Origin of the sequence: Rhizomicrobium palustre, assembly GCF_011761565.1 — a bacterium.
In the GTDB taxonomy this organism is placed as follows: domain Bacteria; phylum Pseudomonadota; class Alphaproteobacteria; order Micropepsales; family Micropepsaceae; genus Rhizomicrobium; species Rhizomicrobium palustre.
Genome location: NZ_JAASRM010000001.1, coordinates 1,361,844 through 1,388,699 on the forward strand (window position 1 = coordinate 1,361,844; position 26,856 = coordinate 1,388,699).

Below are 26,856 nucleotides of genomic sequence, written 5' to 3' on the forward strand. Positions count from 1 at the left end.
CGTTAGGCGTTGGTGCTTATCCGCGCCGCCATATCGGCATAAGCATCCGCGATGAGCTGGCGCAAGGCGGCGGCATCTATGGGCTGGCCCCAAACAAGCTTGACGTGGCGCATACGCTTGCCGCTTCCAAGCAAAAGGCAAGCAGGGTCCTTTAGCGCGGCGCCCTGATAAAAGCCGACATTCACATGCGCGGCGAAAGCATCGACATAGGCAAAAGCGGCATCCCTTACGCAGGCCGTGGGATGCCCATCATGCAAAAGCTCGCATACATCATCGCCGCAACCGCGCATCTGATCGAACCACAAAAGCGCAAGCTGCCTTAGGGGATCGCCCTCATGCGCGAACCATGCGGCGACTTCGCGATTATGCCGGACGGCCGTAGGAAATCGAAAGAGCGCATCCATTACATCTGCCCCGCAGGCGGCAAATGATTAGAACACGCTTCCACAGGCTTGATGCACCAAATAGATGCAATGCTCGTCTGCGTTATCGGCAGAACACTTGATGGTGATCAGGCGCGCATCAGGCTGGGCAATTTTCCGACATCGCCACCCGCCTCACGCATGAAATAGCGCCGCAAGGGGCCGATTTTATCGACGATCCCCATGCCCAGATCGCGCGCCAAACGTAAGGGCGCAATGTCGTTGGAGAAGAGGCGGTTCAACGCATCCATGGTGAGCGCCTGCGTAACGGAATCAAAACGGCGCCACTGCTCGTAGCGTTTCAAGACATCGAGCGCCCCAATATCCTGACCAAGCGCGGCGGCGTCCAAAAGTACATCCGCCAGAGCCGCGGCATCGCGCAGACCCAGATTGAGCCCCTGACCGGCGATAGGATGGATGCCATGGGCGGCATCGCCCGCCAGCGCAAAACGCGATTTGACGAAGCCGCGCGCCAGATGGAAGCGCAAAGGATAGGACCAGCGCGGCCCTTCCTGATGGATCGCGCCCAAATGCTTGCCAAAACGGCGCGCGATCTCAGCTTCGAATTCGGCTTGCGGCAGCGCCATCATCGCTTGCGCGATATCGCGCTTTTCGGTCCACACCAAAGAGGCGCGATTGCCCGTGAGCGGCAAAATCGCGAAGGGGCCGGAAGGCAGGAAATGCTCATAGGCGGTGCCATTATGCGGGCGCTCGTGATGGACGGTGGCGACAATCCCCGATTGCGGGTAATCCCAGCGCACTACACCGATCCCCATCTCATCCCGCGCTTTGGAATCGCGCCCATCGGCAGCGACCGCCAGCTTGGCGAAGAGAGTTTCGCCGGTGGAAAGGCGCACCCCGATAGAGCCTTCACCCGGAATGATGCCGGTGACAGAAGCCGGGGCGACGACCTTGATCTGCGGCTCATCAGCGACCGCGCTAAACAGCGCGCGGCGAATGGCGCGATTTTCAGCAATTGCCCCGAGAGGTTCGCCGATTTCCTGGCCGTCAAAATAAAGCGAGAAGGGCGATGCGGGCTTATCGAGCGGCGCATCCGTAACGAGAATTTGCTCGATGGGCTGCGCGTAGGGAGCGAGCTCCGCCTCGGCGCCAAGGGCGCGAAACAGCCGCAAGCTCGCGTAAGACAAGGCAGAAACCCGTCCGTCGAAATTTTCTTGCAAGGCCGCGTCGGCAGTGACGGGATCAATTACCGTCACGCTTAGCCCCCCTCGGGCCAAGGCCAGCCCTAGGGCCATTCCGACAAAACCGCCGCCGCCAATGATCACATCGCTATCCATGGACAAGGAGTCTCACGCCAGGATGCGAGGGTCAATGCTTAAAATATAGGCAGTTAATTTGCCCCGGCTACGAATTGCGCAGGTTTTCGCCACAAAGCACGCGAAACATCCTGTCGCACCGTACAAAAAGCATAAATTTCAGAGACTTAGCTCTGCTGAGGAAGTCGGCACGGTTCTTGATGAAAAGAAGGCGTGAGGCTTAACAGCGGGAAGCAGCGATGAAACTTATCACGGCGATCATCAAGCCCTTCAAATTAGACGAGGTGCGTGAATCGCTTTCAGCTCTGGGCGTCCAGGGCATGACGGTTACGGAAGTGAAGGGCTACGGCCGCCAGAAGGGGCACACGGAAATCTATCGCGGCGCGGAATACGCCGTCAGCTTCCTGCCCAAGCTGAAGATCGAAGTCGCTGTGAAATCCGAGATCGCACCTGCGGTCCTTGATGCCATCACCTCCAAAGCGAAAACCGGCCAGATCGGCGACGGCAAGATCTTCGTCACGCCGCTCGAACAAGTGGTGCGCATCCGCACCGGCGAAACCGACGGCGACGCCCTCTAAGGGCGCTGTCTCATCCTTGGGATCAAAGTTTAGGGGACTTTAGTATGAAAGGATCGAACATGAAGAAGCTGGCGCATGGTGCGCTCGCCGGGCTGGCAGCTCTTGCCGCCACAACGGGGGCTGCGTTCGCGGCTGGGCCCAAGATCGACACCGGCGATACCGCCTGGATGCTGACGTCGAGCGCGCTGGTTCTGTTGATGACCATTCCGGGTCTCGCCCTCTTCTATGGCGGCATGGTGCGCCGCAAGAACGTGCTCGCCACGATGGCGCAGAGCTTCGGCGCCACCTGCCTTATCACTGTGTTGTGGTACGTCATCGGCTATTCGATCGCCTTTACCTCCAACCCCGACCCGGTGTGGAACCAGTATATCGGCGGCCTTTCCTATCTCTTCCTGCAGCCTCTGGGCCTGAATGCGCAGTCCTCCTTGGCCGGTACCATTCCGGAATCGGTCTACATGTTCTTCCAGATGACCTTCGCCATCATCACCCCGGCACTGATCGCCGGTGCCTTGGCGGATCGCATGAAGTATTCCGCTTTCCTGTGGTTCATGGGTCTGTGGCTGATCTTCGTCTATTGCCCGGTGGCCCATTGGGTCTGGGGCGGCGGCTGGCTCGGCACCAAGGGCGCCCTCGACTATGCCGGCGGCTCGGTCGTGCATCTGAACGCTGGTACCGCGGCTCTTGTCACCTGCCTGGTTCTCGGCAAGCGCAAAGGCTACGGCACCGAAAACATGGCGCCGCATAACCTGGTCCTGTCCGTCATCGGCGCCTCGCTGCTGTGGGTCGGCTGGTTCGGCTTCAATGCGGGCTCGGCTGTGACCTCCAACGTCAATGCCGGTATGGCGGCTGCCGCGACCCAGATCGCGACCGCTGCTGCGGCGCTCTCCTGGTCCTTCATCGAATGGCTGATCTCCAAGAAGCCGTCCGTTCTCGGCCTGATCTCGGGTGCGGTGGCCGGCCTTGTGGCGATCACCCCGGCTTCGGGCTTTGTCGATGCCACGGGCGCCGTCTTCATCGGCCTGATCGCGGGTCTGGTCTGCTACACCTCGTCGGTGTGGGTGAAGCACATGATCGGCTACGACGACTCGCTGGACGCCTGGGGCGTGCACGGCGTCGGCGGGGCGCTGGGTGCCATCCTGACCGGCGTGTTCGCGAAGAACGCGATCAACTCGCTCGGCAAGGGCTGGCTCTATGACGGCAATCTTGCCCAGATCGGCATCCAGGCCATCGATGTGGTTGCGGTGTTCGTCTACTCCGGCGTCGTGACCTTCATCATCCTGAAGCTGATCGACCTGGTGATCGGCCTGCGCGTCTCGCCGGAAGTCGAAGTCGAAGGCCTCGACATCAACCTCCATGGCGAAACGGTCCACGGCTGATCCTTCCGGGGTACCGTCTCCTCCAGAAAAACTGGGCGCCTCCACAAGAGGCGCCCTATTTTTTTGCCTTGTATGGCGCGCTTATTCCGCCGGACCTTCGATGGTGACGCCTTCCTTATGCAGGACCTCGGCAACGCCGGTCTGCCGCAAAATCGCACCAATATCGGCGACCATCACCACCTTGCCCGGCGTAGAGAGCGCTTCGTGGATCACCTTGAGATAATCGGCGACGGCGCGGTCTTTGATCTTGCCGAAGCTCGTGGCCTGCTGGATGCAGATCTCAAAGGGATGCGGCACAAAATGCGCCTTGATCTCTTTCACATTCCCCACCGCCCACGCCTCACTTAAGGGCTTGGCATTGGGCGTCGCGACTTCGGTATAGGCGATGGAATCGGCAAGGCATTTCTGCTGAGCAGGTTGCGGCAGACGCAACATCTCCTTGAGCATGTCGAGGGCATCGTAATCGCCGATCATCTTAACCGGCACGCGATGAGTTTTGGCGAGGTCCTTCACATTCGAAATGGCGCCATCGACAACCAGCTCATGGACCTTGTTGAACTCTCCAGGCAGTTTGGCGGCAACCAGCACGGGTGGATCATCGTCGAATTTTTCCGGACCGAACTTCAACGCCGTGCGCGCGGCGACGAAGCGGGCTTTCAGATCAGGCGGCAGCGTATCTTCCAGTTTCTTGCCATCCGGCATGGAAAGAAGCCCGCGATGGGTGAGCAGAAACCAGCCCGCCGATAAAAGCCCTGCCGACGCGGTTGGCGGAAGATAGACCGCCCGCGCACCCTTAATCGTGTCGCTCATATGGTCGAGGTTGATCGTGGTGCCCTTCACCATCGGTGCAACCGTTCCCAGGATGAAAATCTCGGCCTCGCCCTTCTTCACATGCCAGAAGGCCGGGCCGGGCTTTTGGGCCACCACTTCGATGACTTCGTTGGGCGCCCATTCTGTCGTGGATGCTGCAGGCGCGACGGGGGGAGGCGAATCGGCGGAGACAGCCGTAGTGATGAGCAGGAATGCGCCGAGCGCAGCCAACGCAGATTTCATCGCGAAACTCCCCAAGCCAAACCCAGCTAACGCCGCAAAGATGAGCGGAGCACAACGGCATAATTAAGGTTGTGTCAGGCACCACGTGTCCCGCCATAGACGGCGGAGTCGCGCAAAGGTTAAAGTCCGCGCGCCATGCTAAACACCCAGTCTTCCGACACGCTTTTTCCCGGACGCCTTGCCCAGCTTCCGCAAGGCTCGTTTGCCAAGCTCGCGAACCTTCTCGATTCGGAAAAACCGGGCGAGGAGCCGATTAGCCTGGCCGTGGGCGATCCCAAAGGGGCCGTGCCGGAGTTTGTGATGGAAGCCATAAACGCCTCGGCCGCCAAGTTCGGCGAATATCCCCCGATCAATGCCACTGCGGAATGGCGTCAGGCGGCGGCGGGCTGGCTGAAGCGGCGCTTCGGCGCCGAGCTTGATCCTGAAGTGCAGGTCTTGCCGCTCAACGGTACGCGTGAAGGACTATTCCTGGCGCCGTTCATTCTGACCCCGGAGGCGAAAGCCGGGCAGCGCCCCGCCATCCTGCTGCCGAACCCGTTTTATCAATGCTATGCGGCGGCGATTTACGCGGCGGGAGCCGAACCGGTCTATGTGCCCGCTACGGAAGAAAGCGGCTTCCTGCCGGATTTTGCGAGCCTACCCCGATCGGTGCTGGCACGTTCGGTTGCTGCCTACATCTGCTCTCCCTCCAACCCTGAAGGCGCTGTGGCGAGCAAAGCGTATTGGCAAAGCCTGTTCGCGCTGGCCGACGAGTATGATTTCGTCGTCTTCGCAGACGAATGCTATGCCGACATCTATCGCGAGACCCCGCCCGTTGGCGCCTTGACGGTACGAGGCGCACCTTATGCGCGGCTCTTGTCCTTCCATTCGCTTTCCAAGCGGTCCGGCTTGCCGGGCTTGAGGTCAGGAATCGTGGCAGGGAGCGTTGAGCTGATGACGCGCTTCAGGGCTTTGCGCAATTATGCTGGGCCGCAGGTGCCCGCCCCGCTGATTGCAGCCTCGGTAGCGGCCTGGAGTGATGAAGCCCATGTCGGCGCCAACCGAGCGATGTATCAGGAACGATTCCGGCTGGCTGAACAGTGTTTGGGCCATTTACCCGGCTTTTTCCTTCCCGAAGGCGGCTTTTTTCTTTGGCTGAAGGTCGGCGACGGGGAGAAAACCGCGCTGAAGCTCTGGCAAAAGAGCGGCATCCGCGTTCTGCCAGGGGCCTATATGGGCCGGGAAATGCGGCCGGGCGATCCCACGAGCAATCCCGGACATGCGTATATACGGGTTGCACTCGTCAACGATTTATCAACCATTAACCGAGCACTTACTAAGATTGCCGGTCAGTTGAGCTGCGAGGGACCATGAGCGGGGTCAGAACCTCTGGAGTCTACCAGCCGCGCAAACGTGGGGCCGCGCTGGCCGAGACCTTCGAAAACGCCCGTCGTGAAGTGATGCGCTTTTTGCGCGTCTTGATGGTACGCGGCTCGGGCGCTCTGGTGCTGGGCGCAGGCGCGGCGATGCTTTTGGCGCTGATCACCTATAATCCCGCCGATCCGAGCGCGAATACCGCGACCAGCCGCGAAGCGACCAATCTTTTGGGGCCCTTCGGCGCCACCGCCGCGGACCTGCTTCTGCAATATATCGGCTTTGCCTCACTCATCTTCCTGGCCGCACCGATCGCCTGGGGCACGCGCGCGCTGATGGGCTGGAACCTGGACCATGCGCGCTGGCGCGGTGCGGCTTGGCCGCTCGGCGTTGTTTTTACCGCGGCAGGTCTTGGCCTTCTGCCGGGGCCGGAGAGCTTCGCAGCGGGCGGCAATGTCGGGATCTTCTCGGTGATGATGGCAACCCGCGCCGCCCATGCCTGGGGCCAGCCCTTCATCGGTTGGGCCTTGCCCATGCTGTTCCTTTTCACGGGCCTCGCCTTTGGCGTTCTGGCCACCGACATCAAATTGAAGATGCTGGCGAAAGGCGGCCTGCACGCCCTGACCCTCTTCTATTGGATCGGCAGCCTGTTCAAAGCGCCCGAAGCAAAACCCGTCAAGAAAGCTAGCCGCCGGGTGGAGCCGCGCATCAAGCGCGAAAACGCGCCTGAGGAAGAAAGCAGCGACGCGCCGGAATACGAGGAAGAGATCGAAGAAGACGAAGAGCAGCCGAGCCTTGATCTTGCGCCCGCGCCGGGCTCGCGGGTGAAGCGCGAGGAGGCCAAGAAATCCTCTGCACCCAAGCGCGCCCAGCAGCCAGCCCTGGCCTTGGCCTCGGGCGATTATGAATTGCCACCGCTGGGGCTTCTGGCTGAGCCGGTACATGTCGGCGATCAGACCGCCTTCTCCGACGAAAGCCTGGAAGAAAATGCCCGGATGCTGGAATCGGTGCTCTCCGATTTCGGCGTGAAAGGCCGCATCGTGGCGGTGCGTCCCGGCCCGGTGGTGACGCTTTATGAATTCGAGCCCGCGGCGGGTGTGAAATCTTCCCGCGTGATCGCGCTCGCCGATGACGTGGCGCGTTCCATGTCGGCGGTGGCAGCACGTATCGCCGTGATCCCAGGCCGCAATGTGATGGGTATCGAGCTTCCCAATCACACCCGCGAAACCGTTTATCTGCGTGAACTTCTGGCCTCGGCGGAATTCGAGAAGGCCAAGGCTCCCCTAATCCTGGCGCTGGGCAAAACCATCGGCGGCGAAGCGGTGATGGCCGATCTCGCCAAGATGCCTCACTTGCTGATCGCCGGTACCACGGGTTCGGGTAAGTCTGTCGCGATCAACACCATGATCCTATCGCTGCTTTATCGGCTGCCGCCGGATCAGTGCAAGCTGATCATGATCGATCCCAAGATGCTGGAACTCTCCGCTTATGACGGCATTCCGCATCTTCTGACCAGCGTCGTCACCGATCCGCGCAAGGCGGTGGTTGCCCTCAAATGGGCGGTGCGCGAGATGGAAGAGCGCTATCGCAAGATGAGTAAGCTCGGTGTGCGTGGCATCGAAGCCTTCAACGATCGCGTTAAGAAAGCTCAAGCCAAGGGCGAAGTTCTGAAGCGCACGGTGCAGACGGGCTTTGATCGCGAGACCGGCAAGCCGATCTATGAAGACGAAGTGCTTGAACTCGAATTCATGCCTTATATCGTGGTGGTGGTCGACGAAGTGGCCGACCTGATGATGGTCTCAGGCAAGGAAATCGAAGGCGCGGTGCAGCGCCTCGCCCAGATGGCACGTGCAGCCGGTATCCATCTCATTGCTGCCACGCAGCGCCCCTCGGTGGACGTCATCACCGGCACCATCAAGGCGAACTTCCCGACCCGTATCTCCTTCCAGGTCACCTCCAAGATCGACAGCCGCACCATCCTGGGTGAGCAGGGCGCCGAACAGCTCCTCGGCCAGGGCGACATGCTTCATATGATGGCGGGCGGGCGTATCCGCCGTGTGCACGGCCCGTTTGTCTCCGATAGCGAAGTCGAAGATGTCGTGCGCCATCTCAAAGCCCAGGGCGCACCGGAATATCTCGATGCCGTTACCGAAGAGCCCGAAGAAGGCGGCAATGATCCCTTCAGCGCTTTCGGCGAAGGCAATGGCGAATCCGGTGACGATCTTTACGACAAGGCACTCGCCATCGTGGCCCGCGAACGCAAGGCAACGACCAGCTACATCCAGCGCCGTTTGCAGATCGGTTATAACCGTGCCGCGCGCCTGATCGAGCGCATGGAAGAGGAACAGGTCATCTCCAAACCCAACCATAAGGGGGTGCGCGAAGTCCTGCTCCCCGAGCATCACGAATAAGCGCGCGATTGTGAGGGGCCAGCCTGCGCGCAAGACTGGCGGCGCCGAATTTACTCAGACATAATCTGGGCGATCCCTAGGGAGGGGACGCCCAGATGAAAATAACAATTTTTGCGGTCGCCATGGCCGCGAGCTTCAGTTTTGCGGCCGCAAGCGCGCAGACGGTTCCTGTGCCAACCTCGCCGCCACCGCCCGGTATTGCCATGGGGCCGCGCACGCCCTTTGACGGCCTCATCTCACCGGAAGTCTCGGCAGACCGGCAGATCACCTTCCGCTTCTATGCCCCCAAAGCGCAAAGCGTGACGCTGAAACCCTGGATACCGGGGTTGCCGGACCAGATCGCGCTGACCAAGGCGGCGGATGGCGTGTGGTCTGTCACCACCGCGGCGGTGGAGCCCGGCGCTTATCGCTATCGCTTCGATGTGGATGGCGCGACCGTCGCCGATCCGAAGAACACCTATAATTCGCCGATGCACGCCGACACCTATAGCCTGGTGGAAGTGCCGGGCGGTGACGGCGATCTGCAGACCTATCGCGCGGGCATCAAACATGGCCACTTGGTGCAGCTTAATTACGATTCCGCCGTGGCGGGCCCACAGCGTCGGCTGCATGTCTATCTGCCGCCGGGATATAACAAGGGCAAGAACTACCCCGTGCTCTACCTTCTGCATGGCGGCGGCGATTCCGATTTCGATTGGCCGACGGAGGGACGCGCGGGCGTCATCCTCGACAATCTGATCGCGCAAGGAAAAGCCAAGCCGATGGTGGTGGTGTTTCCCGATGGTATCGTACGCGACAGCCAGCCCATGACTGGCGATCCGGCCAAGGATAAGTTCGGCGCCGAGCTCGTCAGTGTGATCATTCCGCTAGTCGAATCGGACTTCAAAGTCTCGCGGCACGCCAAGGACCGCGCGCTGGCGGGGCTTTCCATGGGTGGTATCCAGACGCTGAATATCGGCCTTACCCATACGGCGATGTTTCCCTATATCGGCGTCTTTTCGTCGGGCTGGTTCCCCAATGACCTGACCAGCTTCGAAGCGCGCTATGGAGATACGCTGAAAGCCGAAACCAGCCGCTTGAAGCTCTTTTGGATCGCTTATGGCGACACAGACATTGCCCGGGGCAACTCGCAGGCGATGCTCAAGATGTTTGACCGCCATGGTGTGAAATATCAGTCCGAGGAAACCCCTGGCGGCCACACCATGGTCAATTGGCGCCGCTATCTTGGAGAAATCGCGCCATTGCTTTTCCGTTAGACTTGTTTTCTTGCCGCTGCGGGACGCTTTTCCGCCCGTGCCGCAGCGGTTAAAACCCCGCCTGCATTTTGCAGGAACCCCCATGAAGCCGACTGCCGCTTTCACCAGCTTGATCCTTCTTGCCGGAGCCGCCCATGCGGCGGGCGATGCCAAACAAGGCGAGGTCATCTTCGGACGTTGTGCCATGTGCCACACCATCGCCAAAGGCGCAGGCAATGGCATGGGACCGAACCTGTTCGGTGTGGCCAGCAAGAAAGCGGCTTCCGTACAAGGCTTTTCTTATTCCCCGGCGCTCAAGGGAGCGAACATCACCTGGACGGACGACAAGCTGAAAGCCTGGTTCGCCAATCCGCAAAAGCTGGTACCGGGCACGCGGATGTATTTCTCCGGAATCAAGAAGCCCCAAGAGGCCGATGATTTGATCGCCTATATGAAGTCCAAGAAATAGGCTTCAGACGGTCAATGCCCCAAGGCGGTGGCGGCCTTCTTCATTCTCCACCCGCACTTCGTAAGTGCCGGGCTTGAGGAAGAATATAGCCTCATGCGCGTTGAGCGACGCGGGATATTGATCCGAGGGAATGACGGCCGGATTTGCCGCCTCACTTGCCGGAACTGCCTGCAAAAGCGCGCCTTCGGGCGGAATTTCAGTGAGCTTATAGCGCGCCTCTTTGCGCCCCGGAGCCGTGGCAAGCCAGCCCGGACGCCCGGAGACATCAGCGAGCCTTGGATGAATGACTTCGAAATCGATGGCTTTTTTAGCAATCGAAAGGCGGACAGCCTCGCCCGCGCTGTCCCTTAAAATGACCGGCTCGGTGGGATGAAACTGATCGAGGATTGCAGCAAGGAGCGGCTCTTCGGGAAGACCGGAGGGCGGGGGTACGGTCCAAGCCTGGCTGATACAAAGCGGTTCGATGCCGGATTTGGCTTTCAGCCGTGCCGCGAACCAAAGCTGATGGGTATAGACCTCAGCCTTCAGCACATGGTCATAGCCACAATAGACAAAGACCTTGGCTTTGGAATCGGCCTCCAGGACGTGGGCGATGAAGTTGTTCGCCTCGGCATCCTCGCGCACTTCGATCTGGCGGCCCGGCGTGGCACCGGCTTCCTGCATCTGCTCAGGGCGGACTTCGTAGGAGACAAAGCGATAGCCGAGTTTGCGTGCCGCGCGGACGAGTTCGGCAAAAACAGGGTCGGCCAAATACCAGCCAAGCCCCGCCGTAATCGGCGCCCCGGCATTGAGCGCGGTCATGGCCGCATTCGGCCAAGCCCGTTCGGTGTTGGTGAAGGTCTCGGCAGCGAAATGGGTGAAACCCTCTTGGCGCAGCCGCATCATCAGCCTTTCGGCGAAAACCCGGCAGCGAGAAATATGATGCGCCTCGTTGAGGATCACGATCTGGTGGCGCCGGGCGGCATCGACAATCGCCTCCAGCGCATTGGCGGCGGTCAGCTCCGCCAGGTCCGGCGCGGCGAGGCCGTGGGTTTCACTTCCCTCCATCGCGGCGCTTTCGTCCCCCGTCATGGCGAGAATCTGGGCCAGCGGGTCCTTCATCGGCGGATTAAGCGGGGCCTCTGCCTGCATTTGCTGGAGAAGCGGCAGGTAGCGCCCCTCATTCACCAGCAACCGGGCGGAATCGGCCAGGCTCGCGGCCTTCAGCCGGGGCGAGAGCGCCAGGGCCGCCACCGCGCTGGCCAGAAGGGAACGTCGGGTCCACATGCTCACAAGTATGAGAGGTATTTGTTACTAATAGCCCATCAATGGTGTAGGCCGCAGCGGCTGCCCACCGAAAAGCGGGGCTGGCCTGCCGCAGAGGCAGGGCGGCTTCGTTGACAGGACGCGCCCCCCCTTCTAGCGTTTGCCGAACGAGCAGCCGAGCGCTCGCTGGCTCGTCATTCGATCTGGGAAACACATGAAGGTCCTGGTGCCCGTAAAGCGGGCGGTCGATTACAACGTGAAGGTCCGGATCAAGGCGGACCAGAGCGGTATAGACCTTGCCAATGTCAAAATGAGCATGAACCCCTTCGACGAAATCGCCGTCGAGGAAGCCGTTCGGCTGAAAGAAAAAGGCAAGGCGGAAGAAGTGCTTGTGGTTTCCATCGGCCCCAAAGAGGCGGCTGAAACCCTGCGTACCGCCCTCGCTATGGGGGCGGACCGGGCGCTGTTGATTTTGACCGGAGAGGCTGTCGAACCGCTGGCGGTCGCCAAACTTTTGAAGGGCGTATGCTTGGAGGAGCAGCCCGGCCTCGTGATCGCGGGCAAGCAGGCCATCGACAAGGATGCCGGGCAAGCCGGCCAGATGCTCGCCGCCCTGATGGGCTGGGCACAGGGCACCTTCGCCCATGCGCTGGATGTCGAGGGCGATGCCGCCATTGTGGAGCGCGAGGTCGATGGCGGGCTGCAGCGCCTCCAATTACGATTACCAGCGGTGATTACCACCGATCTCAGACTGAACGAGCCGCGCTATGCCTCGTTACCCAACATGATGAAGGCGCGCAAAAAACTGGTCGCGGAGAAAACGCCCGCCGATTATGGGGTGGATGTGCGCCCGCGGCTGAAGACCATCTCGGTGAAGGAACCGCCCCGCCGGGCTGGCGGGATCAAAGTCGGCTCCGTCGCCGAGCTGATCGATAAGCTACACGAAGCGCGGGTGCTCTGATGGCGAGCCTCGTTTTGGCCGAACACAACAATAGTACCCTCAGCGAAGCCACCGCGCGTGCGGTGACGGCTGCCCGGCATCTGGGCGAGCCGGTGCATGTGCTGATCGCAGGCTCTGGGTGCGGCGGAGCTGCCGATGAGGCCGTGCTGCTGCAGGGTGTCGACACCGTCGTGGTGGCCGATGATCCGCGCTATGCCCATATGCTGGCCGAGCCCGTCGCCATGCTGATCCTGTCATTGGCCAGCGGTTATGCCTCGGTGCTGGCGCCTGCCACAGCGAACGGCAAGAACATCCTGCCCCGGGTCGCCGCCCTTTTGGACGTGCCGCAAATCTCGGATGTCACCCGGATCTTGTCCCCGGATCATTTCGAACGGCCCGCCTATGCCGGGAGCGTGATCGAAACCGTCGCTGCGCCGGACGGCAAAAAGGTGCTTACCGTCCGGGTGAGCGCCTTCGCGCCAGCCCCCAGTGGGGGAGCGGCTCTGATGGTCTCCATCCCACCCGCCGCTGATCCCGGCCTTTCGGAATTTCTGGACGAAACCCCCGCCTTAAGCGGGCGGCCGGAGCTTTCAAGCGCCAAGATTGTGGTCGCAGGCGGCAGGGGCCTTCATACGGCCGAGAATTTCCACCATCTGGAACGGATCGCCGATAAATTAGGGGCGGCCGTTGGGGCAAGCCGGGCGGCGGTGGACGCGGGCTTTGCCGCCAATGCCTGCCAGATCGGCCAAACGGGCCAATCCGTCGCCCCTGATCTTTATCTCGCCTTGGGGATTTCCGGGGCAATTCAACACCTTGCCGGCATCAAGGACGCCAAGGTGATCGTCGCCATCAACAAGGACGAGGAGGCGCCTATCTTCGGAATCGCCGATTACGGACTTGTTGCCGACCTGTTTCAGGCCCTGCCGGAATTGGAACTGGCGCTGGGCAAGTGATTGAACCAAGGGCGTAGCTAGGGTAACCGGTGTCGAATTGGCCGGGGCGCGCTCCAAACGGGGAAGAGCATGACTATCGAACGCATCGGAGTGATCGGCGCAGGCCAAATGGGCAGCGGTATTGCCCATGTCTTGGCGCTGGCCGGATACGACGTGCTTCTGGAAGACATCAACGGCGACCAGCTTCCCAAATCCTTGGCGCTGATCCGCAAGAATATGGGCCGCCAGCAGGCCAAGGGCGTGGTGACCGATACGCAGATCGAGACTGCGCTTGGCCGGATCACGACCACGGTTGGCTTCGAGTCCATGGGCGACCGCGATCTCGTCATCGAGACCGCCTTCGAGGACGAGCATTTGAAACGCTCGATCTATAAGGAGCTCTGCCCGCATCTGAAGAAGGGGGCGCTGCTCGCCTCCAATACCTCCTCCATCTCCGTAACGCGGCTGGCCTCCTCCACCGATCGTCCCGAGCAGTTCATCGGCCTGCATTTCATGAATCCGGTGCCGGTGATGCAACTCGTCGAAGTGATCCGTGGCATTGCCACCGATGATTCGACCTATCAGGCGGCGCTGGAAATCGTGAAGCGGATCGGCAAAACCGCCGCCTATGCCGAGGATTTCCCAGCCTTTATCGTCAACCGCATTCTGCTGCCGATGATCAATGAGGCGGTCTACACCCTCTATGAGGGTGTCGCGAATGTGGAAGCCATCGATACCGCCATGCGGCTCGGCGCCAATCATCCCATGGGGCCGCTGCAGCTTGCCGATTTCATCGGCCTCGACACCTGCCTCGCGGTGATGCAGGTGCTGTATGAGGGCCTCGCAGATTCCAAATACCGCCCCTGCCCGCTCCTGGTGAAATATGTCGAAGCGGGCTGGCTGGGCCGCAAAACCGGCCGCGGTTTCTACGATTACCGCAGCGAGCACCCAGTCCCTACACGGTAATCAGCCCGACGCGGTGATGGGCTGACCGCAATCAGCCTTCCGCCACGGCTTTGATCCAGGCGACAACCTCTGGATTGCTCCAGTCAGGAGCGCCCTCGGCGCGGCCGATCTCGCGGCCGTCCTTGCCAATCAGAATGGTCATGGGCAGGCCTACGGCACCAAAGGTGCGGATCACGGCGGCATTGGAATCGACATAGGCCGGAAGCGTGGCGACGCCGTGGGATTTCAGGAAGGCTGCAGCGTCGGGCTGGGCATCACGGCTGACATCCACCGGGACCACCACAAACTTTTCTGCCGGAATCGCTTTTTGCAGCGCCGCAAGCGCCGGAAGTTCCTTGACGCAAGGCCCGCACCAGGGCGCCCAAAGGTTGAGAAGCACGACCTTGCCCTTATAGGCGCTTAAGGTCTGGACGGCGCCGCCTGCCCCAGCAAAGGCGACCGCAGGCACGGCGACCGGGGTTTTCGCCAGCTTGAAGGGGGTAAGCGCTGCCGGCGGCGCCCCAAGTGACGCCTCTGCCTTTCCATTTGGGCCCATCTTCCAATATAGAACGCTGAGCAGCAGCACGCCGCCGAGGATTACGAGAACGAGGAGGCGTGGCTTGGTCACGGGCATCTCATGGTAGCGAATAAAATGTGGGGCGGCCGCTTTGAGGGCGGCCCAGCGAAGATCATGGAAGAGTTTACCCCGTCCATTGGCTTCGACCAACGTCTGGCTGAACAGGATTTGGCCGGATCGCGCACCCATGCGCGGATGCTGGCAGCCCAGGGCATCATCTCCAAAGCCGATATGGACGCGATCCTGACCGGGCTCGACACCATTGCGGGCGAGATCAAGGCCGGGACTTTCGAATTCAAGCGCGCGCTGGAAGACATCCACCTCAACATCGAATCGCGCCTCGCCGAACTTGCCGGACCTGCCGCTGGACGGCTGCACACGGCGCGCTCGCGCAATGATCAGGTGGCCACCGATTTCCGCCTTTGGGTCCGCGCCGCTTGCCAGCGCGCCGATGAAGGGCTGGATGCCTTGCAGCAGGCGCTGTTCAAACAGGCCGAAGCCAACATCACCACCATCATGCCTGGCTTCACCCATATGCAGTCGGCTCAGCCGGTGACCTTTGCTCATCACCTGCTCGCTTATGTGGAAATGTTCGCGCGCGACCGCGGCCGCTTCGCCGATGCCTCCAAGCGGCTGAACGAGTGCCCGCTGGGCTCGGCGGCGCTGGCCGGAACGCCCTTCCCCATCGATCGCGATTACACCGCCAAGGGCCTCGGCTTCGTTCGCGCCATGCGCAATTCGCTCGATGGCGTGTCGGCGCGGGATTTCGCGCTCGAATATCTCGCCGCGGCCTCCATTTGCGCGACGCATCTGTCGAAGCTTGCCGGTGAAATCGTGCAGTGGTGCTCGCCGGGCTTCGGCTTTGTGAAGCTCTCCGACCAATTCACCACCGGCTCTTCGATCATGCCGCAAAAGCGCAATCCTGATGCGGCCGAGCTGGTGCGCGGCAAGACCGGACGGGTGCTGGGTGATTTCGTGGCGCTGGCGACGACGGTGAAGGGTTTGGTGCTCGCCTATGGCACCGACCTTCAGGAAGACAAGGAACGCGTCTTCGATGCAGCGGATACGCTGGAGATCTCGCTCGCCGTGATGGCCGGCATGTTCGCGGATCTGAAAGCGCAGCCGGAACGCATGCGCGCGCTGGCGAATGCAGGCTACCCCACCGCTACCGATCTTGCCGACTGGCTGGTGCAGAATTGCGGCAAGCCTTTCCGCGAGGCGCATCACATCACCGGCTCCATCGTCAAACGCGCCGAAGAGCTGGGCGTCGATCTCGACAAGCTGCCGCTTTCGGAAATGCAAGCCGTTGAGCCCGCCATCACTGAAGATGTGCTGAAGGTATTGAGCGTGGAAGCCTCGGTTGCGGCGCGCATGAGCTATGGCGGCACCGCGCCCGACCGGGTGAAGGAACAAATCTTCTTCTGGCGGGAGAAGCTGAAATGAAAAAGCTGCGCCTTGTCCTGGCCGCGATTTTCGCTTTGTCGATCACCGCACCGCTGGCTGGCTGCGGTGTCAAAGACGAGCTCGAAAAGCCCAATGCTCAGCCCACAAAAAAGGGCGAACGCAATCCTTCCCAGCCATCTTCGCCACTCTGACCGATGAATCATTTCCAATACAAAGACGGCGTTTTGTGCGCCGAAGATGTCAGCCTTGCCGCCATCGCCAAAGAGGTCGGCACGCCCTTTTATTGCTATTCCAGCGCCACGCTGGAGCGCCATTACAAGGTCTTCTCGCAATCCTTGCCGAAGGATTCGCTGGTCGCCTTTTCGGTGAAGGCCAATGGCAATCTGGCGGTGCTGAAGACGCTCGCCGCGATGGGCGCGGGCGCCGATGTCGTCTCCGGCGGCGAATTGAAGAAGGCTTTGGCGGCAGGCATCGCGGCGGAGAAGATCGTTTTTTCCGGTGTTGGCAAAACCAAAACCGAAATGGCGTTGGCCCTCAAATCCGGCATCTTCCAATTCAATGTCGAAAGCGAGCCGGAACTTTTCGCCCTGAATGACGTGGCTGCCTCGCTCGGCGTGAAAGCACCAATCGCCTTTCGCGTAAACCCGGACGTTGATGCACTGACGCATGCCAAAATCTCGACCGGCCATTCCGAAACCAAATTCGGCGTGCCATGGGCGAAGGTGGAAGAAGCCTATGCGGCGGCGGCGAAACTTCCGAATATCGATGTTTGCGGCATTGACGTGCATATCGGCAGCCAGATCACCGATCTTGCGCCTTTCGCCGCCGCCTTCGACCGCATCACCGCTCTGACCAAGAGCCTGCGCGCGGCGGGCCATACCATTTCGCGCATTGATGTCGGCGGCGGGCTTGGCGTTCCCTATCGCAACGACAATGTGCCTCCACCAGATCCGGCGGCCTATGGCGCGCTCGCGGCGAAGGTCGTGAAGGAAACCGGCGCCCAGATGATTTTCGAGCCGGGGCGCGTGATTGTTGCCAATGCTGGCGTGCTCGTCACCCGCGTCATCTATGCCAAGAGCGGCGAGGACAAGAACTTCCTCATTGTCGATGCGGGGATGAACGATCTTATCCGCCCTGCGATGTATGACGCCTATCATGAGATCGTGGCGGTGAAGGCGCCGGCGGCTGACGCACCTTGGTCCCGCTATGACGTAGTGGGGCCGGTGTGTGAAACCTCGGACATCTTTGGTGCCGACCGCGCCCTGCCCGTGCTCAAATCCGACGATCTGGTCGCGATTTTGGCTGCAGGCGCCTATGGCGCGGTGATGGCATCGGCCTACAATGCCAGACCCCTGGCCCCGGAAGTGCTGGTAAAGGGGGATGAGTGGGCCGTGGTTCGGCCGCGGATGGATGATGACGCGCTTTACGCTTCCGACCGAATTCCGGCCTGGATCGGGTAAAAAGGGATCGGACAAGAAGGGCTCAGGCAATAAGGGCTGGGACAAACGCGTCCAGCGCTTTGTCGGCTTGGCGCGCGCAATTCTGGCTTTCGAACGGGTCTGGCCTGCATTATGGCCGGCGATTGGCATCGCCGGTCTGGTGCTTACGGCGGGACTTTTTGGTGCCTTCATCCCGCTTGCTTGGCCCCTCCATGCGCTGATCTTGGCCTGCCTGACCACTGGGCTAGCCTTGAGCTTCTATTTCAATCTCGAGCATTTCGTTTTTCCGCGCTGGGAAGACGGCGCCCGCCGGCTTGAGCAAGATAGTTCGCTGGTGCACCGCCCGATCTCAGAGGCCGATGATGAACTCGCCGCGGGCGCGGGCGATGCCTGGGCAGAGGAACTTTGGCGGGCTCACTTAAAAGCACGCCTTGCCGGGCTGGCGCGGCTTAAGCTGAAACTGCCGAAATCTTCCCTGCCCCGTGAAGACCCCAGAGGCTTGCGCTTTGGCGTCGTCATCCTGGTCGTGATCGGCTTTTTCGTTGCGGGGAAAGACTGGCAGAGCCGCATCGAAAGCATCTTCACGCCCAATCCCGGCGTGCTTGCCACACTGGATGCCTGGATCGAGCCGCCCGCCTATACAGGCCAACCTTCCGTTTATCTTGGGCGGGAGGCGCGCGTTAGCGTGCCCGCGGGGTCGGTGCTGAATCTACGCGTCCATGGCGCGGATCACCGTCCCTCTACGACCTTGGATGAGGTCGAATTCCAAGGCGGCAAAGGCGAATATGCCGGTAGCGCCAAGCTTATGGAAACCGATCGCATCCGCGTGCGCGCAGGAGGGCACACCATCGGCAGCTGGCGCGTGACAGTGATCCCCGACAAACCGCCGACCATCGCCTTTGCAGGAAAACCAGAAGCTACCGAGCGCCAAGCGCTGAAACTGACTTATGCCACCAGCGATGACTATGGCGTCACAGCCGCGCGCGCCATCATCACCCCACATGGCAAACCCGGCGAGCCGCTGGTTTTCGATCTGCAAATCCCTGAGCGTTCGGCGAAGCCCGTCGTGGCCTCGAGCTTTCGCGATTTGACGGAACATCCCTATGCCGGACTTCTGGTCGATATCACCTTGGAAGCGCGCGATGCGGCGGGCAACAAGGCTACAAGCCAGACGGTGACATTCCGCTTGCCGGCGCGGGTATTCACCGATCCCATGGCCCGCGCCCTGATCGAACAGCGCCAGATCCTCGCCATGGAAAGCTTTGCAGGCAAATCGCGCGTCGCCAAGACGCTGGATGCGCTGACCTATGCGCCGGAGATGTTCTTCGAGGGCAAGCCTTCGGTCTATCTCGGCATCCGTTCCGCCTATCGCTCCACTATGGGGGCATATAGCCGCGAAGACCTCACCCGCATTGAAGATCTGCTCTGGCAGATCGCCGTCAGCCTGGAACAAGGCGGACTTCTTTCAATGGCGGAGCAGCTTCGCCGGATGCAAGCCGCAATCATGCAGATGATGGCAGAGGGCGCACCGCAAGAAGACATCGACGCGATGCTGAAGCGCTATCAGGAAATGATGCAGCAGTATCTTGCGGCCCTGGCGCGCAACGCACCCGAAAACGGCGCCCCGCCTGATCCCAATGCCAAGGTGATGGGAGCTGACGATCTTGCCGCCTTAATGAAGGCGATTGAGGCCCTTAGCCAAAGCGGAGATCGCCTGCGCGCCATGCAGCTTCTCGCCATGCTGCAGAGCCTGCTTGAAAACGCGCAAGTGGCGGGCGGGCAAGGCCAGGGTGGTCAAGGCATGGGCGGCGATCCGGCTGCCAACCAAGCCCTGCAAGGCCTTGGCGAATTGATGGGCAAGCAGCGCGCGCTGCTGGATAAGACTTTCCGGCAAGGCAGCGGCGGCGGCGACCCCAAAGATGGCGGCGCTAAAGGTCTTTCTCAGCAACAAGGCCAGCTCAAGAACGAACTTGATGGGCTTAAGGGCAGGCTGAAGAAATCCCCCGGCCAGCAAAATTTCGACAAGGCCGGCAAGCTGATGGACGAGGCGCAAAAGGCGCTCGGCATGGGCGACATCCCTCGCGCCACGACCTTACAGAAATACGTTCTGGAAGAGCTCAGCAAAGGCGCGGAAGCTGTCGCCAAAGCTGCGGGTCAAGGCCAAAACCAAGCAAAGGGCAAGGACCCGCTCGGCCGCAACACCGGCAATACTGGTCGCGGCGGCAGCGATGTAAAAATCCCCGACGCACAAGTGTTGCAGCGGGCCCGCGATATCCTGCTCGAATTGCGCAAACGCGCAGGACAGCAGGGCCGCTCGAAAGAAGAACTCGATTATATCGACCGGCTCTTGAAGCAGTTTTAAAAGCAAAATGGCCGGGACGTGCCCGGCCATGGCGCACTAGGTAAGCGGTTAAGCGCTCTATTCCTCGTCCATTTTGGCGATGTAAGGAAGAGCGCGGTGATTGCCGGCTTCGTCCATGCCATAGCCGACGATGAATTCCTGGCAGCCTTTGAAGCAGGCGAAGTCTGCCTTTTCGACAGCGGTCGGTAATTCCTTGTCCACCACCACGGCCGAGATCACGTTCGCGGCGCCATATTCCTTCACCAGCTCACGGGCCTTGGCGATGGTGTGGCCGCCGTCAAGGACGCCATCGATCAGCAGCACATTCTTGCCCTGGAAATTCTCATTTGGCGGAATGAGAACTTTAACGTTCTTTTCCGCCTGACGGCCAACATAGGAACGCAGCCAGAGAAACTCCGTCGGGATCGAAATGCCTTCATTGGCCAATGCGCGCAAAAGATCGGCTGCAAAGACATAAGCGCCGACGAGGATCGGCGTGGCCAGATGCGGCACGGCCGGACCTTGGGCAATCTCCTTGGCAATCGCTTTGACGCGTTCGGCGATAACTTCCTCAGAAAAAAGTACTGTAGGGCGCATTACTCTCCAGCTTTCGCAAATCGGATTTCGTAGTTTGACGCCCCTTGGGGCGGGTTCGACAGCCGGGTCTCAAATTGAGTGGATTGGCCTGGCTTCAGCACCAGGACGTGCGGTGCAACCGTCCAGTGATAGAGCTCGCGCTTGTCGCGATCGACCAATCCCACGCGAATCTGCGGTACCGGCAGTTCTCGATCCGTCACATTGGTCACCGCCCCGCTCACCGTCAAGACGACCTGACCGTTTTGCGCGGCTTCGCGTGTGCGGGTTTCGGCGAGCTTGAGGCCTGCTTGCGCCGCCTTCAGGCCCAGGTGGCTATACAAACTGGCCGATTTCGGCCACAGATCGACAACCGTGTGGCGAAAACCCACCCCGACAATGCCAATCAAGAGAACAAAAACACCGAGCGCACCCCAGCCTGCCGTCACAAAGGTCTTTTTGGTGTACCAGGGCTCAGCTTTCGGCGCAGCGCTAGCTTGATCATGCCCAGCCGCGTCATCGTCCTGCGGCTCTGGGTCGCGTATTTCCGGCGTACGGATTTGTGGGCCGCGCGGGGTGGGCTCAGGCTCAGGCTGGCGGGCGACCGGCTCCGGCGCGGCAAAGATGGAATCAGGATCCTCTTCGCTTTCCGGCATGGCATGCCAGACATGACTGCATTTCACGCAGCGCACATTACGACCGGCAGCCGGAAACTTGGCCGCATCGACCTCATAGCGTGTGGTGCATGCCGGACAGGTTAAGATCATTGCGTACGGTCCCAGTGCGAAAATAGGCGGCGATATGGGGTGGCCGCAAGGTGTTGTACCGCACGAGACTGAAAGTCTCGTAACCGTCCCACGCTAAGGCTATGGTCCGGCTATGGTTCGCTTCGAAAATGTCGGCATGCGCTATGGCGCGGGCCCGGAGGTACTCCGGGACGTGACATTCGTGCTGGAGGCAGGCTCCTTCACCTTTCTGACTGGTTTATCCGGGGCCGGCAAGACAACACTTTTGAAACTTATTTCCGTGGTGGAGCCACCTTCGCGCGGGCTTATCACCTTGTTTGGGCACGATCTTGCGACCGCCAAGCGTGGCGCCCTGCCCGCTTTGCGGCGGCGGATCGGCGTGGTTTTCCAGGATTTCCGCCTGATTGACCACCTTTCCGCCTTCGACAATGTGGCCCTGCCTTTGCGGATCGCCGGGCGCAAACCCGCCGAATATGCGAGCGATGTGGAGGAGCTTTTGGTCTGGGTTGGCCTCGGCGACCGTATGAAGGCCATTCCAGCTACCCTTTCGGGCGGCGAGCAGCAGCGTGTCGCCATTGCCCGCGCGGTGGTCGCCAAGCCAGACCTTCTTATCGCGGACGAGCCGACCGGCAATGTCGACCCCGAAATCGGCGCCCGGATCATCCGGCTTTTCGCCGAGCTCAACCGTTTGGGTACCACCGTGCTTATCGCCACTCATGATCGCAATATTGTGGAGACCGCGCGGGCACGCGAATTGCGCTTGGTCGACGGGCGGCTCGTCGAACTGCGGATGCCCCGGCCATGAATAGCCGCTTGATGCCCCAGACCAAGGGTGCCGCGCCGCTAGATGTGGTCATTGCGGTGATGGCGTTTCTGGCAGCGCTGGCTTTTGGTGCGTCGCTGGTAGCGAACCGGGCCGCGGAAGGCTGGAGCCAAGGGCTTTCCAGTAAGATCACGGTGCAGGTGATGGTGCCGGATAGCACCGATCCGCGCGGCGATCTTGCCAAGGAAACAGAAGCCGCGCTTTCCGTTCTGCGCGCCACCCCAGGCATTGCCCATGCCGCGCCGCTTTCGGAAGCCGAGCAAGCCAATCTCATCAAGCCCTGGCTTGGTGCGGATGCGCTTGTGGCCGATTTACCGCTTCCACAATTGATCGATGCGGATATCGCGCCTGGCGCCATCTTGGACGTGAAATCTCTTGCCGCGCAAATGAAGCTCGCCGCCCCTCATGCGGTGGTGGACGACCACAGCCGCTGGATCGCCAGGTTGCATGATCTCGCCTCCACCCTGGTCTGGTCAGCTTACGGCATTCTGTTCCTGATCGCAGTGGCAACCGCGGCGACCGTCGCCTTCGCGACACGCGCGGGGCTAGAGGCTCATCATGAGATGGTGGAGCTGCTCCACCAGATGGGTGCCCGGTCAGGCTTTGTGGCCAATGCTTTCGAGTGGCACTATTTCCGCGCTACCCTTTTGGCGGCAGGCGCGGGCGCGGCTTTCGCGGCACTCGCCTTTGCGCTTGCGGGCGGGCTGCAATCGGTCGGCTATGAGGCTGTGCCCTTCCTGCCGCCGATTACGCTGCAGCCGATCGAATTGTTGTGGTTCTTTGCTGTTCCGGCGGCGGCGGGTGTGATCGCATTGCTGACCGCACGGCTTTCGGTTTTAGCGGCTTTGCGGGCCTTGCATTAGCCAAAGACGGCATGCCGGGTCTTTTCCTCTCGGCCCGGCCAGAGCATTATCCGGCGCAGCGTTGACGGGGTGAGGCCTCATTGCTGAAGTGGCTCTTGTTTTTGGGAATCGTGGCGTATGCGGGAGGCTTCATCCTCTTCGCAGCCAATCTCCCGCAAACTCCAAAACATGTGCCGGATGTCGACGGGATTGTTGCGTTGACTGGCGGGGGACTTCGCCTTGACGCTGCGGTGACACTATTCGAACGCGGCGCGGGCGAACGGCTCTTGATCTCGGGTGTCAACACCCAGACCACCAAGACCGATCTCAAACGGATTGTACATGGCCGCCGCCGCTTTGATTGCTGCGCCGATCTCGGCTATGCCGCCGAAAACACCTTCGGAAATGCCAAGGAAGCCGCCGCCTGGACGCGGTTTCACCGTTATCGCCGGATCATTCTTGTCACGTCGCGCTATCACATGCCGCGCAGCCTGCTCGAGTTTCATGATGTGATGCCGGATGTGAAGGTCGTCCCTTATCCGGTCGATACCGATGGACGCCGTGGCTTTCCGCGCAACCTCAAGGCGCTGCATAGCGAATATTGGAAATTCCTGGCTGTGCGCATTATGACCTCTGCCGGGCTTGAACCCGATCTTGACCGGACAAAACCGCTGGCTGACTCTCACGCCGCCCTTTGAAGCGATGCATTCGTGACCTTCTTGCGCTCTCTCCTCTTCATGGTTTTCTTTGCCGCTGTTTCGGCGGTGATGTTCGTCGCGGTGATCCCCGCCTTGATCCTGCCGCGCATGGTGATGGTGCGCGCCTCCCAGAGATGGAGCCGGGTGATGTTCTGGGGTCTGAAATGGATCGCAGGCTGCGATTACGAAGTGCGCGGCGAGATCCCCAAAGGCGCAGTGCTGGTTGCGGCCAAGCATATGAGCATGTGGGATACGCTAGCGCTCTACATGCTGCTCAATGACGTCTGCATCGTGGTTAAGCGCGAGCTTTTGAAAATCCCCTTCTATGGCTGGTACATCAAGAAGGCAGGCGTGATCTCGGTGGATCGCGCAGGCGGGGCTTCGGCCCTGCGCCGGATGACGGCGGAATCTAAGCCGGTGATCGCCGCCGGACGTCCGATCGCAATCTTCCCCGAAGGGCACCGGATGCGTCCAGGGGATGTCCCAGATTATAAGCCAGGTGTTGCGGGGCTTTACGCCCTTTTTGCGCTGCCTTGCGTGCCGGTGGCACTCAATTCCGGCCAGTTCTGGGAAGGCTTTACCAAGCGCAAGGGCACCATCGTGATTGAATTCCTCACCCCTATTCCGGCGGGGCTAAAAAGGGCGGAATTCATGAAGGAGTTGCAGGAACGGATCGAGACTGCGACCAATGCGTTGATCGCGGAAGGCAGCTACCTTCTCGCCCGGTAATCTAGGAAAAACAGGGTTACGTAAGCATTAGACCCTATCCTGGGCAAATCTTGAGTTCACGGCAGGCGGTTGGTATTTCTTCAACCCGTCCTCGTATCGTGAGGCGGACGCGAAATAGGCCCCGCCATGAGTGACATGCCCAGCCCCATCGCCCAGCAAATCTGGGATATGAAATATCGTTTCCGCGACGCCGATGGCACCCCCATCGACCATGATGTCGCCGATAGCTGGGGCCGCATTGCAATCGCTGCGAGCCATGCCGAACGCCCGGAAAACCGCCGGGAACATGCGCTGGCTTTTGCTGAAGCGCTGGCAGGCTATCGCTTTCTCCCTGCAGGCCGAATTCTGGCTGGCGCAGGCACAGGGCGGGCGGTGACGCTGTTCAACTGTTTCGTTATGGGCACCATCCCCGATTCCATGGACGGCATTTTCGCGCATTTACGCGAAGCCGCGCTGACCCTGCAGCAAGGCGGCGGCATCGGCTATGATTTCTCCACCATCCGCCCCAAAGGTGCCCCTGTTGCGGGTGTTGGCGCAGATGCGGGCGGGCCGCTCTGTTTCATGGATGTGTGGGATTCGATGTGCCGCACCATCATGAGTGCAGGCAGCCGCCGTGGCGCCATGATGGCGACGCTTCTCTGCGATCACCCGGACGTGGAAGACTTCATCGCCGCCAAGCGCACGCCCGGACGGCTTTCGATGTTCAATCTTTCGGTGCTGGTGACCGACGCCTTCATGGAGGCGGTCAAGACCGATAACGATTGGGATCTGAAATTTGACGGCCGCGTCTACCGCACCATCAAGGCGCGTGACCTCTGGGACCGCATCATGCGTTCCACCTATGATTTTGCCGAGCCTGGTGTGATCTTCATCGATCGCATCAACGACGAGAACAATCTCGGCTATTGCGAATCCATCCGCGCCACCAATCCTTGCGGCGAACAGCCTCTGCCCCCTTATGGCGCGTGCCTGCTCGGCTCCATCAATCTGGCGCGGCTGGTGCGCAATCCCTTTGAAGCTGACGCCGCGCTCGATCTCGACGAGCTGGAAAAGCTCACCGCAACGGCCATTCGCTTCCTCGACAATGTAATCGATGTTTCGCGCTTCCCGCTCGAAGCTCAGGCGAAAGAGGCGCAAGCCAAGCGCCGCATCGGCTTGGGTGTGACAGGCCTTGCCGATGCGTTGATCTTCTGCCGCGTGCAATATGGCTCGCCGGAAAGCCTTGCCTTGATCGAAAGCTGGCTGTCTACGCTCACTGCTGCGGCCTATCGTGCTTCGGTGGCACTGGCGCGCGAGAAAGGCCCCTTCCCGCTCTTCAGGGCCGAGGAGTATCTCAACCGCCCCTTCATCAAGCGTTTGCCGCAAGACATTCGCGATTCCATTGCGCGTCACGGCATCCGCAACGGGCTTCTCACCTCCATCGCACCGACAGGCACCATCTCGCTCTTCGCCGGGAATGTTTCGAGCGGCATCGAGCCGGTCTTCGCCTATTCCTATATGCGCCGCGTACTTTTGCCGGATGGCACCGCCAAGCAGGAAAAGGTGCGCGATTTCGCGGTGGAAGCATTCGAGGCGCGGTTCGGCGAAGGAACGCCTTTGCCAGAGTATTTCGTCAGCGCCCAGACGCTCTCACCTGAAGCCCATCTGAAGGTACAAGCGACAGCGCAGAAATACGTCGACAGCTCGATTTCCAAAACCATCAACCTGCCGGAATCGATTTCCTTCGAGGATTTCCAGGGCGTTTATCTGGAAGCCTATGCCTCGGGCTGCAAAGGCTGCACCACCTATCGCCCCAATGCGGTGACAGGATCTGTGCTGACGGTAGCCGAAGAAAAACCCGCCTCAGAAAACGAAGACGGCACGCAAGAGGCCAAGAAGCCCCTTGAGAGCAAAAGCGGTGATATCGTTTACATGCACCGCCCGCTTGATCGCCCCGATGTGCTGATCGGCCAGACCTATAAGATCAAATGGCTGGATTCCGACCACGCCTTCTACATCACCGTGAATGATGTCGAGAAGGATGGGCGGCGGCGACCCTTCGAGGTCTTTATCAACTCGAAAAACATGGAAGCCTATGCCTGGACACTGGCATTGACGCGCATGATTTCGGCAGTGTTCCGCCGCGGCGGCGATGTTTCCTTTGTGGTGGATGAGCTCAAGGCCGTGTTCGATCCGCGCGGCGGCCAATGGATGGAGGGCCATTACGTGCCCTCGCTGCTGGCCGCTATCGGGGAGGTGATCGAAAAGCATCTCATCGCGACGGGCTTTATGGCTCATCACGATCATCTCGTGCCGGAAGAGAAAAAGGCCGCGGTGATTGCGGCGGCAGCGGCAGGCGATGGCATCCCCGCCAAGCATTGTCCGCGCTGCGGCTCCCCCAGCTTCATCAAGATCGAAGGCTGCGATTCCTGCCTTTCCTGCAGCTATTCGAAATGCGGGTAATCGGGA

The 26,856-nt window shown here is 60.6% G+C and carries 25 protein-coding genes; 18 read left to right on the forward strand and 7 right to left on the reverse strand.

Annotated features, from left to right (window positions below):
- Positions 1-2: 2 nt before the first annotated feature.
- Together FHS83_RS06115 and FHS83_RS06120 are read right to left on the reverse strand one after the other, a co-directional pair.
- On the reverse strand, positions 3-404 hold the full coding sequence (locus FHS83_RS06115) for a DUF1801 domain-containing protein (RefSeq protein WP_167081902.1): 402 nt from the start codon (positions 402-404) through the stop codon (positions 3-5).
- A gap of 107 nt (positions 405-511) precedes the next feature.
- Positions 512-1,720 carry an FAD-dependent monooxygenase gene (locus FHS83_RS06120; protein ID WP_167085301.1) on the reverse strand — a complete coding sequence of 403 codons (1,209 nt, stop codon included), beginning with the start codon at positions 1,718-1,720 and terminating at the stop codon, positions 512-514.
- A gap of 218 nt (positions 1,721-1,938) precedes the next feature.
- On the opposite strand from FHS83_RS06120, the gene FHS83_RS06125 reads away from it, so the two are divergent.
- Complete coding sequence (locus FHS83_RS06125; RefSeq protein WP_167081904.1) at positions 1,939-2,277, forward strand: P-II family nitrogen regulator; 339 nt, start codon at positions 1,939-1,941, stop codon at positions 2,275-2,277.
- A 44-nt stretch (positions 2,278-2,321) separates the two neighbouring features.
- Positions 2,322-3,653, forward strand: coding sequence for an ammonium transporter (locus tag FHS83_RS06130; RefSeq protein WP_208414250.1), 1,332 nt, complete (start codon positions 2,322-2,324; stop codon positions 3,651-3,653).
- A gap of 81 nt (positions 3,654-3,734) precedes the next feature.
- Here FHS83_RS06130 and FHS83_RS06135 read toward each other — a convergent pair whose 3' ends face one another.
- A complete protein-coding gene (locus FHS83_RS06135; protein WP_167081906.1) occupies positions 3,735-4,706 on the reverse strand; it encodes a TraB/GumN family protein in 972 nt (323 codons plus the stop codon).
- A 135-nt stretch (positions 4,707-4,841) separates the two neighbouring features.
- On the opposite strand from FHS83_RS06135, the gene FHS83_RS06140 reads away from it, so the two are divergent.
- From FHS83_RS06140 to FHS83_RS06155, 4 genes are all read left to right on the forward strand, one after another.
- Complete coding sequence (locus FHS83_RS06140) at positions 4,842-6,059, forward strand: aminotransferase class I/II-fold pyridoxal phosphate-dependent enzyme (protein WP_167081908.1); 1,218 nt, start codon at positions 4,842-4,844, stop codon at positions 6,057-6,059.
- The gene (locus FHS83_RS06145; protein WP_167081910.1) at positions 6,056-8,470 is read left to right on the forward strand and encodes an FtsK/SpoIIIE family DNA translocase; all 2,415 of its coding nucleotides are present in this window, start codon (positions 6,056-6,058) and stop codon (positions 8,468-8,470) included. Before FHS83_RS06140 ends, FHS83_RS06145 begins: the two co-directional genes overlap by 4 nt.
- Positions 8,471-8,565: 95 nt before the next feature.
- Complete coding sequence (locus tag FHS83_RS06150) at positions 8,566-9,726, forward strand: alpha/beta hydrolase (RefSeq protein ID WP_167081912.1); 1,161 nt, start codon at positions 8,566-8,568, stop codon at positions 9,724-9,726.
- Positions 9,727-9,808: 82 nt separating this feature from the next.
- Positions 9,809-10,174 (forward strand): c-type cytochrome, encoded by a 366-nt coding sequence (locus tag FHS83_RS06155; protein ID WP_167081914.1) that lies wholly within the window; start codon positions 9,809-9,811, stop codon positions 10,172-10,174.
- 3 nt (positions 10,175-10,177) lie between these two features.
- Here the strand turns inward: FHS83_RS06155 and FHS83_RS06160 are convergent, their stop codons facing one another.
- Positions 10,178-11,440, reverse strand: a complete 1,263-nt coding sequence (locus FHS83_RS06160; protein ID WP_167081916.1) for a hypothetical protein — start codon at positions 11,438-11,440, stop codon at positions 10,178-10,180.
- Positions 11,441-11,633: 193 nt separating this feature from the next.
- On the opposite strand from FHS83_RS06160, the gene FHS83_RS06165 reads away from it, so the two are divergent.
- The 3 genes from FHS83_RS06165 to FHS83_RS06175 all read left to right on the forward strand — a co-directional run bounded on the left by FHS83_RS06165 (position 11,634) and on the right by FHS83_RS06175 (position 14,257).
- A complete protein-coding gene (locus FHS83_RS06165) occupies positions 11,634-12,380 on the forward strand; it encodes an electron transfer flavoprotein subunit beta/FixA family protein (RefSeq protein WP_167081918.1) in 747 nt (248 codons plus the stop codon).
- Positions 12,380-13,312: an electron transfer flavoprotein subunit alpha/FixB family protein gene (locus FHS83_RS06170; RefSeq protein ID WP_167081920.1), complete on the forward strand. Its 933-nt coding sequence runs from the start codon at positions 12,380-12,382 to the stop codon at positions 13,310-13,312. Before FHS83_RS06165 ends, FHS83_RS06170 begins: the two co-directional genes overlap by 1 nt.
- Positions 13,313-13,381: 69 nt before the next feature.
- Positions 13,382-14,257 (forward strand): 3-hydroxybutyryl-CoA dehydrogenase, encoded by an 876-nt coding sequence (locus FHS83_RS06175; RefSeq protein ID WP_167081922.1) that lies wholly within the window; start codon positions 13,382-13,384, stop codon positions 14,255-14,257.
- A 31-nt stretch (positions 14,258-14,288) separates the two neighbouring features.
- On the opposite strand, the gene FHS83_RS06180 is transcribed toward FHS83_RS06175, so the two are convergent.
- Positions 14,289-14,864, reverse strand: coding sequence for a redoxin family protein (locus tag FHS83_RS06180; RefSeq protein ID WP_167081924.1), 576 nt, complete (start codon positions 14,862-14,864; stop codon positions 14,289-14,291).
- 9 nt (positions 14,865-14,873) lie between these two features.
- On the opposite strand from FHS83_RS06180, the gene argH reads away from it, so the two are divergent.
- Genes argH through FHS83_RS06200 form a run of 4 tightly spaced genes read left to right on the forward strand, consistent with a single transcriptional unit; the run spans position 14,874 to position 20,018 of the window.
- Positions 14,874-16,256, forward strand: a complete 1,383-nt coding sequence (argH, locus tag FHS83_RS06185) for an argininosuccinate lyase (RefSeq protein WP_208414251.1) — start codon at positions 14,874-14,876, stop codon at positions 16,254-16,256.
- Positions 16,253-16,408 carry a hypothetical protein gene (locus tag FHS83_RS06190; protein WP_167081926.1) on the forward strand — a complete coding sequence of 52 codons (156 nt, stop codon included), beginning with the start codon at positions 16,253-16,255 and terminating at the stop codon, positions 16,406-16,408. The genes argH and FHS83_RS06190 overlap by 4 nt, the downstream gene beginning before the upstream one ends.
- Before the next feature lie 3 nt (positions 16,409-16,411).
- Positions 16,412-17,677 (forward strand): diaminopimelate decarboxylase, encoded by a 1,266-nt coding sequence (gene lysA / locus FHS83_RS06195; RefSeq protein ID WP_167081928.1) that lies wholly within the window; start codon positions 16,412-16,414, stop codon positions 17,675-17,677.
- Positions 17,628-20,018, forward strand: a complete 2,391-nt coding sequence (locus tag FHS83_RS06200) for a TIGR02302 family protein (RefSeq protein WP_167081931.1) — start codon at positions 17,628-17,630, stop codon at positions 20,016-20,018. Before lysA ends, FHS83_RS06200 begins: the two co-directional genes overlap by 50 nt.
- Before the next feature lie 57 nt (positions 20,019-20,075).
- On the opposite strand, the gene FHS83_RS06205 is transcribed toward FHS83_RS06200, so the two are convergent.
- Both FHS83_RS06205 and FHS83_RS06210 read right to left on the reverse strand, forming a co-directional pair.
- Complete coding sequence (locus FHS83_RS06205; protein ID WP_167081933.1) at positions 20,076-20,594, reverse strand: phosphoribosyltransferase; 519 nt, start codon at positions 20,592-20,594, stop codon at positions 20,076-20,078.
- Positions 20,594-21,337, reverse strand: a complete 744-nt coding sequence (locus FHS83_RS06210) for a zinc-ribbon domain-containing protein (RefSeq protein WP_167085305.1) — start codon at positions 21,335-21,337, stop codon at positions 20,594-20,596. Before FHS83_RS06210 ends, FHS83_RS06205 begins: the two co-directional genes overlap by 1 nt.
- 112 nt (positions 21,338-21,449) lie before the next feature.
- Between FHS83_RS06210 and ftsE the strand changes: the two genes are divergently transcribed.
- The 5 genes from ftsE to FHS83_RS06235 all read left to right on the forward strand — a co-directional run bounded on the left by ftsE (position 21,450) and on the right by FHS83_RS06235 (position 26,850).
- Entirely contained in the window at positions 21,450-22,121 is a 672-nt protein-coding gene (gene ftsE / locus FHS83_RS06215; protein ID WP_167081935.1) for a cell division ATP-binding protein FtsE, read from the forward strand.
- A complete protein-coding gene (locus tag FHS83_RS06220; protein ID WP_167081937.1) occupies positions 22,118-23,002 on the forward strand; it encodes a cell division protein FtsX in 885 nt (294 codons plus the stop codon). The genes ftsE and FHS83_RS06220 overlap by 4 nt, the downstream gene beginning before the upstream one ends.
- Positions 23,003-23,112: 110 nt before the next feature.
- Positions 23,113-23,679: an ElyC/SanA/YdcF family protein gene (locus FHS83_RS06225; RefSeq protein WP_167081939.1), complete on the forward strand. Its 567-nt coding sequence runs from the start codon at positions 23,113-23,115 to the stop codon at positions 23,677-23,679.
- A 12-nt stretch (positions 23,680-23,691) separates the two neighbouring features.
- Entirely contained in the window at positions 23,692-24,408 is a 717-nt protein-coding gene (locus tag FHS83_RS06230) for a 1-acyl-sn-glycerol-3-phosphate acyltransferase (RefSeq protein WP_208414252.1), read from the forward strand.
- A gap of 126 nt (positions 24,409-24,534) precedes the next feature.
- Complete coding sequence (locus tag FHS83_RS06235; RefSeq protein ID WP_167081941.1) at positions 24,535-26,850, forward strand: adenosylcobalamin-dependent ribonucleoside-diphosphate reductase; 2,316 nt, start codon at positions 24,535-24,537, stop codon at positions 26,848-26,850.
- The last annotated feature ends 6 nt before the right edge of the window (positions 26,851-26,856 follow it).

Bases quoted from the DNA above. Each gene is read 5' to 3' on its own strand.
- FHS83_RS06150 (WP_167081912.1), top strand. From the start codon at position 8,566: ATGAAAATAACAATTTTTGCGGTCGCCATGGCCGCGAGCTTCAGTTTT.
- FHS83_RS06210 (WP_167085305.1), bottom strand. From the start codon at position 21,337: ATGATCTTAACCTGTCCGGCATGCACCACACGCTATGAGGTCGATGCG.
- FHS83_RS06205 (WP_167081933.1), bottom strand. From the start codon at position 20,594: ATGCGCCCTACAGTACTTTTTTCTGAGGAAGTTATCGCCGAACGCGTC.
- FHS83_RS06115 (WP_167081902.1), bottom strand. From the start codon at position 404: ATGGATGCGCTCTTTCGATTTCCTACGGCCGTCCGGCATAATCGCGAA.
- FHS83_RS06120 (WP_167085301.1), bottom strand. From the start codon at position 1,720: ATGGATAGCGATGTGATCATTGGCGGCGGCGGTTTTGTCGGAATGGCC.
- ftsE (WP_167081935.1), top strand. From the start codon at position 21,450: ATGGTTCGCTTCGAAAATGTCGGCATGCGCTATGGCGCGGGCCCGGAG.
- FHS83_RS06200 (WP_167081931.1), top strand. From the start codon at position 17,628: ATGATGACGCGCTTTACGCTTCCGACCGAATTCCGGCCTGGATCGGGT.
- lysA (WP_167081928.1), top strand. From the start codon at position 16,412: ATGAATCATTTCCAATACAAAGACGGCGTTTTGTGCGCCGAAGATGTC.
- FHS83_RS06220 (WP_167081937.1), top strand. From the start codon at position 22,118: ATGAATAGCCGCTTGATGCCCCAGACCAAGGGTGCCGCGCCGCTAGAT.
- FHS83_RS06175 (WP_167081922.1), top strand. From the start codon at position 13,382: ATGACTATCGAACGCATCGGAGTGATCGGCGCAGGCCAAATGGGCAGC.
- FHS83_RS06125 (WP_167081904.1), top strand. From the start codon at position 1,939: ATGAAACTTATCACGGCGATCATCAAGCCCTTCAAATTAGACGAGGTG.
- FHS83_RS06155 (WP_167081914.1), top strand. From the start codon at position 9,809: ATGAAGCCGACTGCCGCTTTCACCAGCTTGATCCTTCTTGCCGGAGCC.
- FHS83_RS06170 (WP_167081920.1), top strand. From the start codon at position 12,380: ATGGCGAGCCTCGTTTTGGCCGAACACAACAATAGTACCCTCAGCGAA.
- FHS83_RS06165 (WP_167081918.1), top strand. From the start codon at position 11,634: ATGAAGGTCCTGGTGCCCGTAAAGCGGGCGGTCGATTACAACGTGAAG.
- argH (WP_208414251.1), top strand. From the start codon at position 14,874: ATGGTAGCGAATAAAATGTGGGGCGGCCGCTTTGAGGGCGGCCCAGCG.
- FHS83_RS06135 (WP_167081906.1), bottom strand. From the start codon at position 4,706: ATGAAATCTGCGTTGGCTGCGCTCGGCGCATTCCTGCTCATCACTACG.
- FHS83_RS06140 (WP_167081908.1), top strand. From the start codon at position 4,842: ATGCTAAACACCCAGTCTTCCGACACGCTTTTTCCCGGACGCCTTGCC.
- FHS83_RS06160 (WP_167081916.1), bottom strand. From the start codon at position 11,440: ATGTGGACCCGACGTTCCCTTCTGGCCAGCGCGGTGGCGGCCCTGGCG.
- FHS83_RS06235 (WP_167081941.1), top strand. From the start codon at position 24,535: ATGAGTGACATGCCCAGCCCCATCGCCCAGCAAATCTGGGATATGAAA.
- FHS83_RS06145 (WP_167081910.1), top strand. From the start codon at position 6,056: ATGAGCGGGGTCAGAACCTCTGGAGTCTACCAGCCGCGCAAACGTGGG.
- FHS83_RS06130 (WP_208414250.1), top strand. From the start codon at position 2,322: ATGAAAGGATCGAACATGAAGAAGCTGGCGCATGGTGCGCTCGCCGGG.
- FHS83_RS06190 (WP_167081926.1), top strand. From the start codon at position 16,253: ATGAAAAAGCTGCGCCTTGTCCTGGCCGCGATTTTCGCTTTGTCGATC.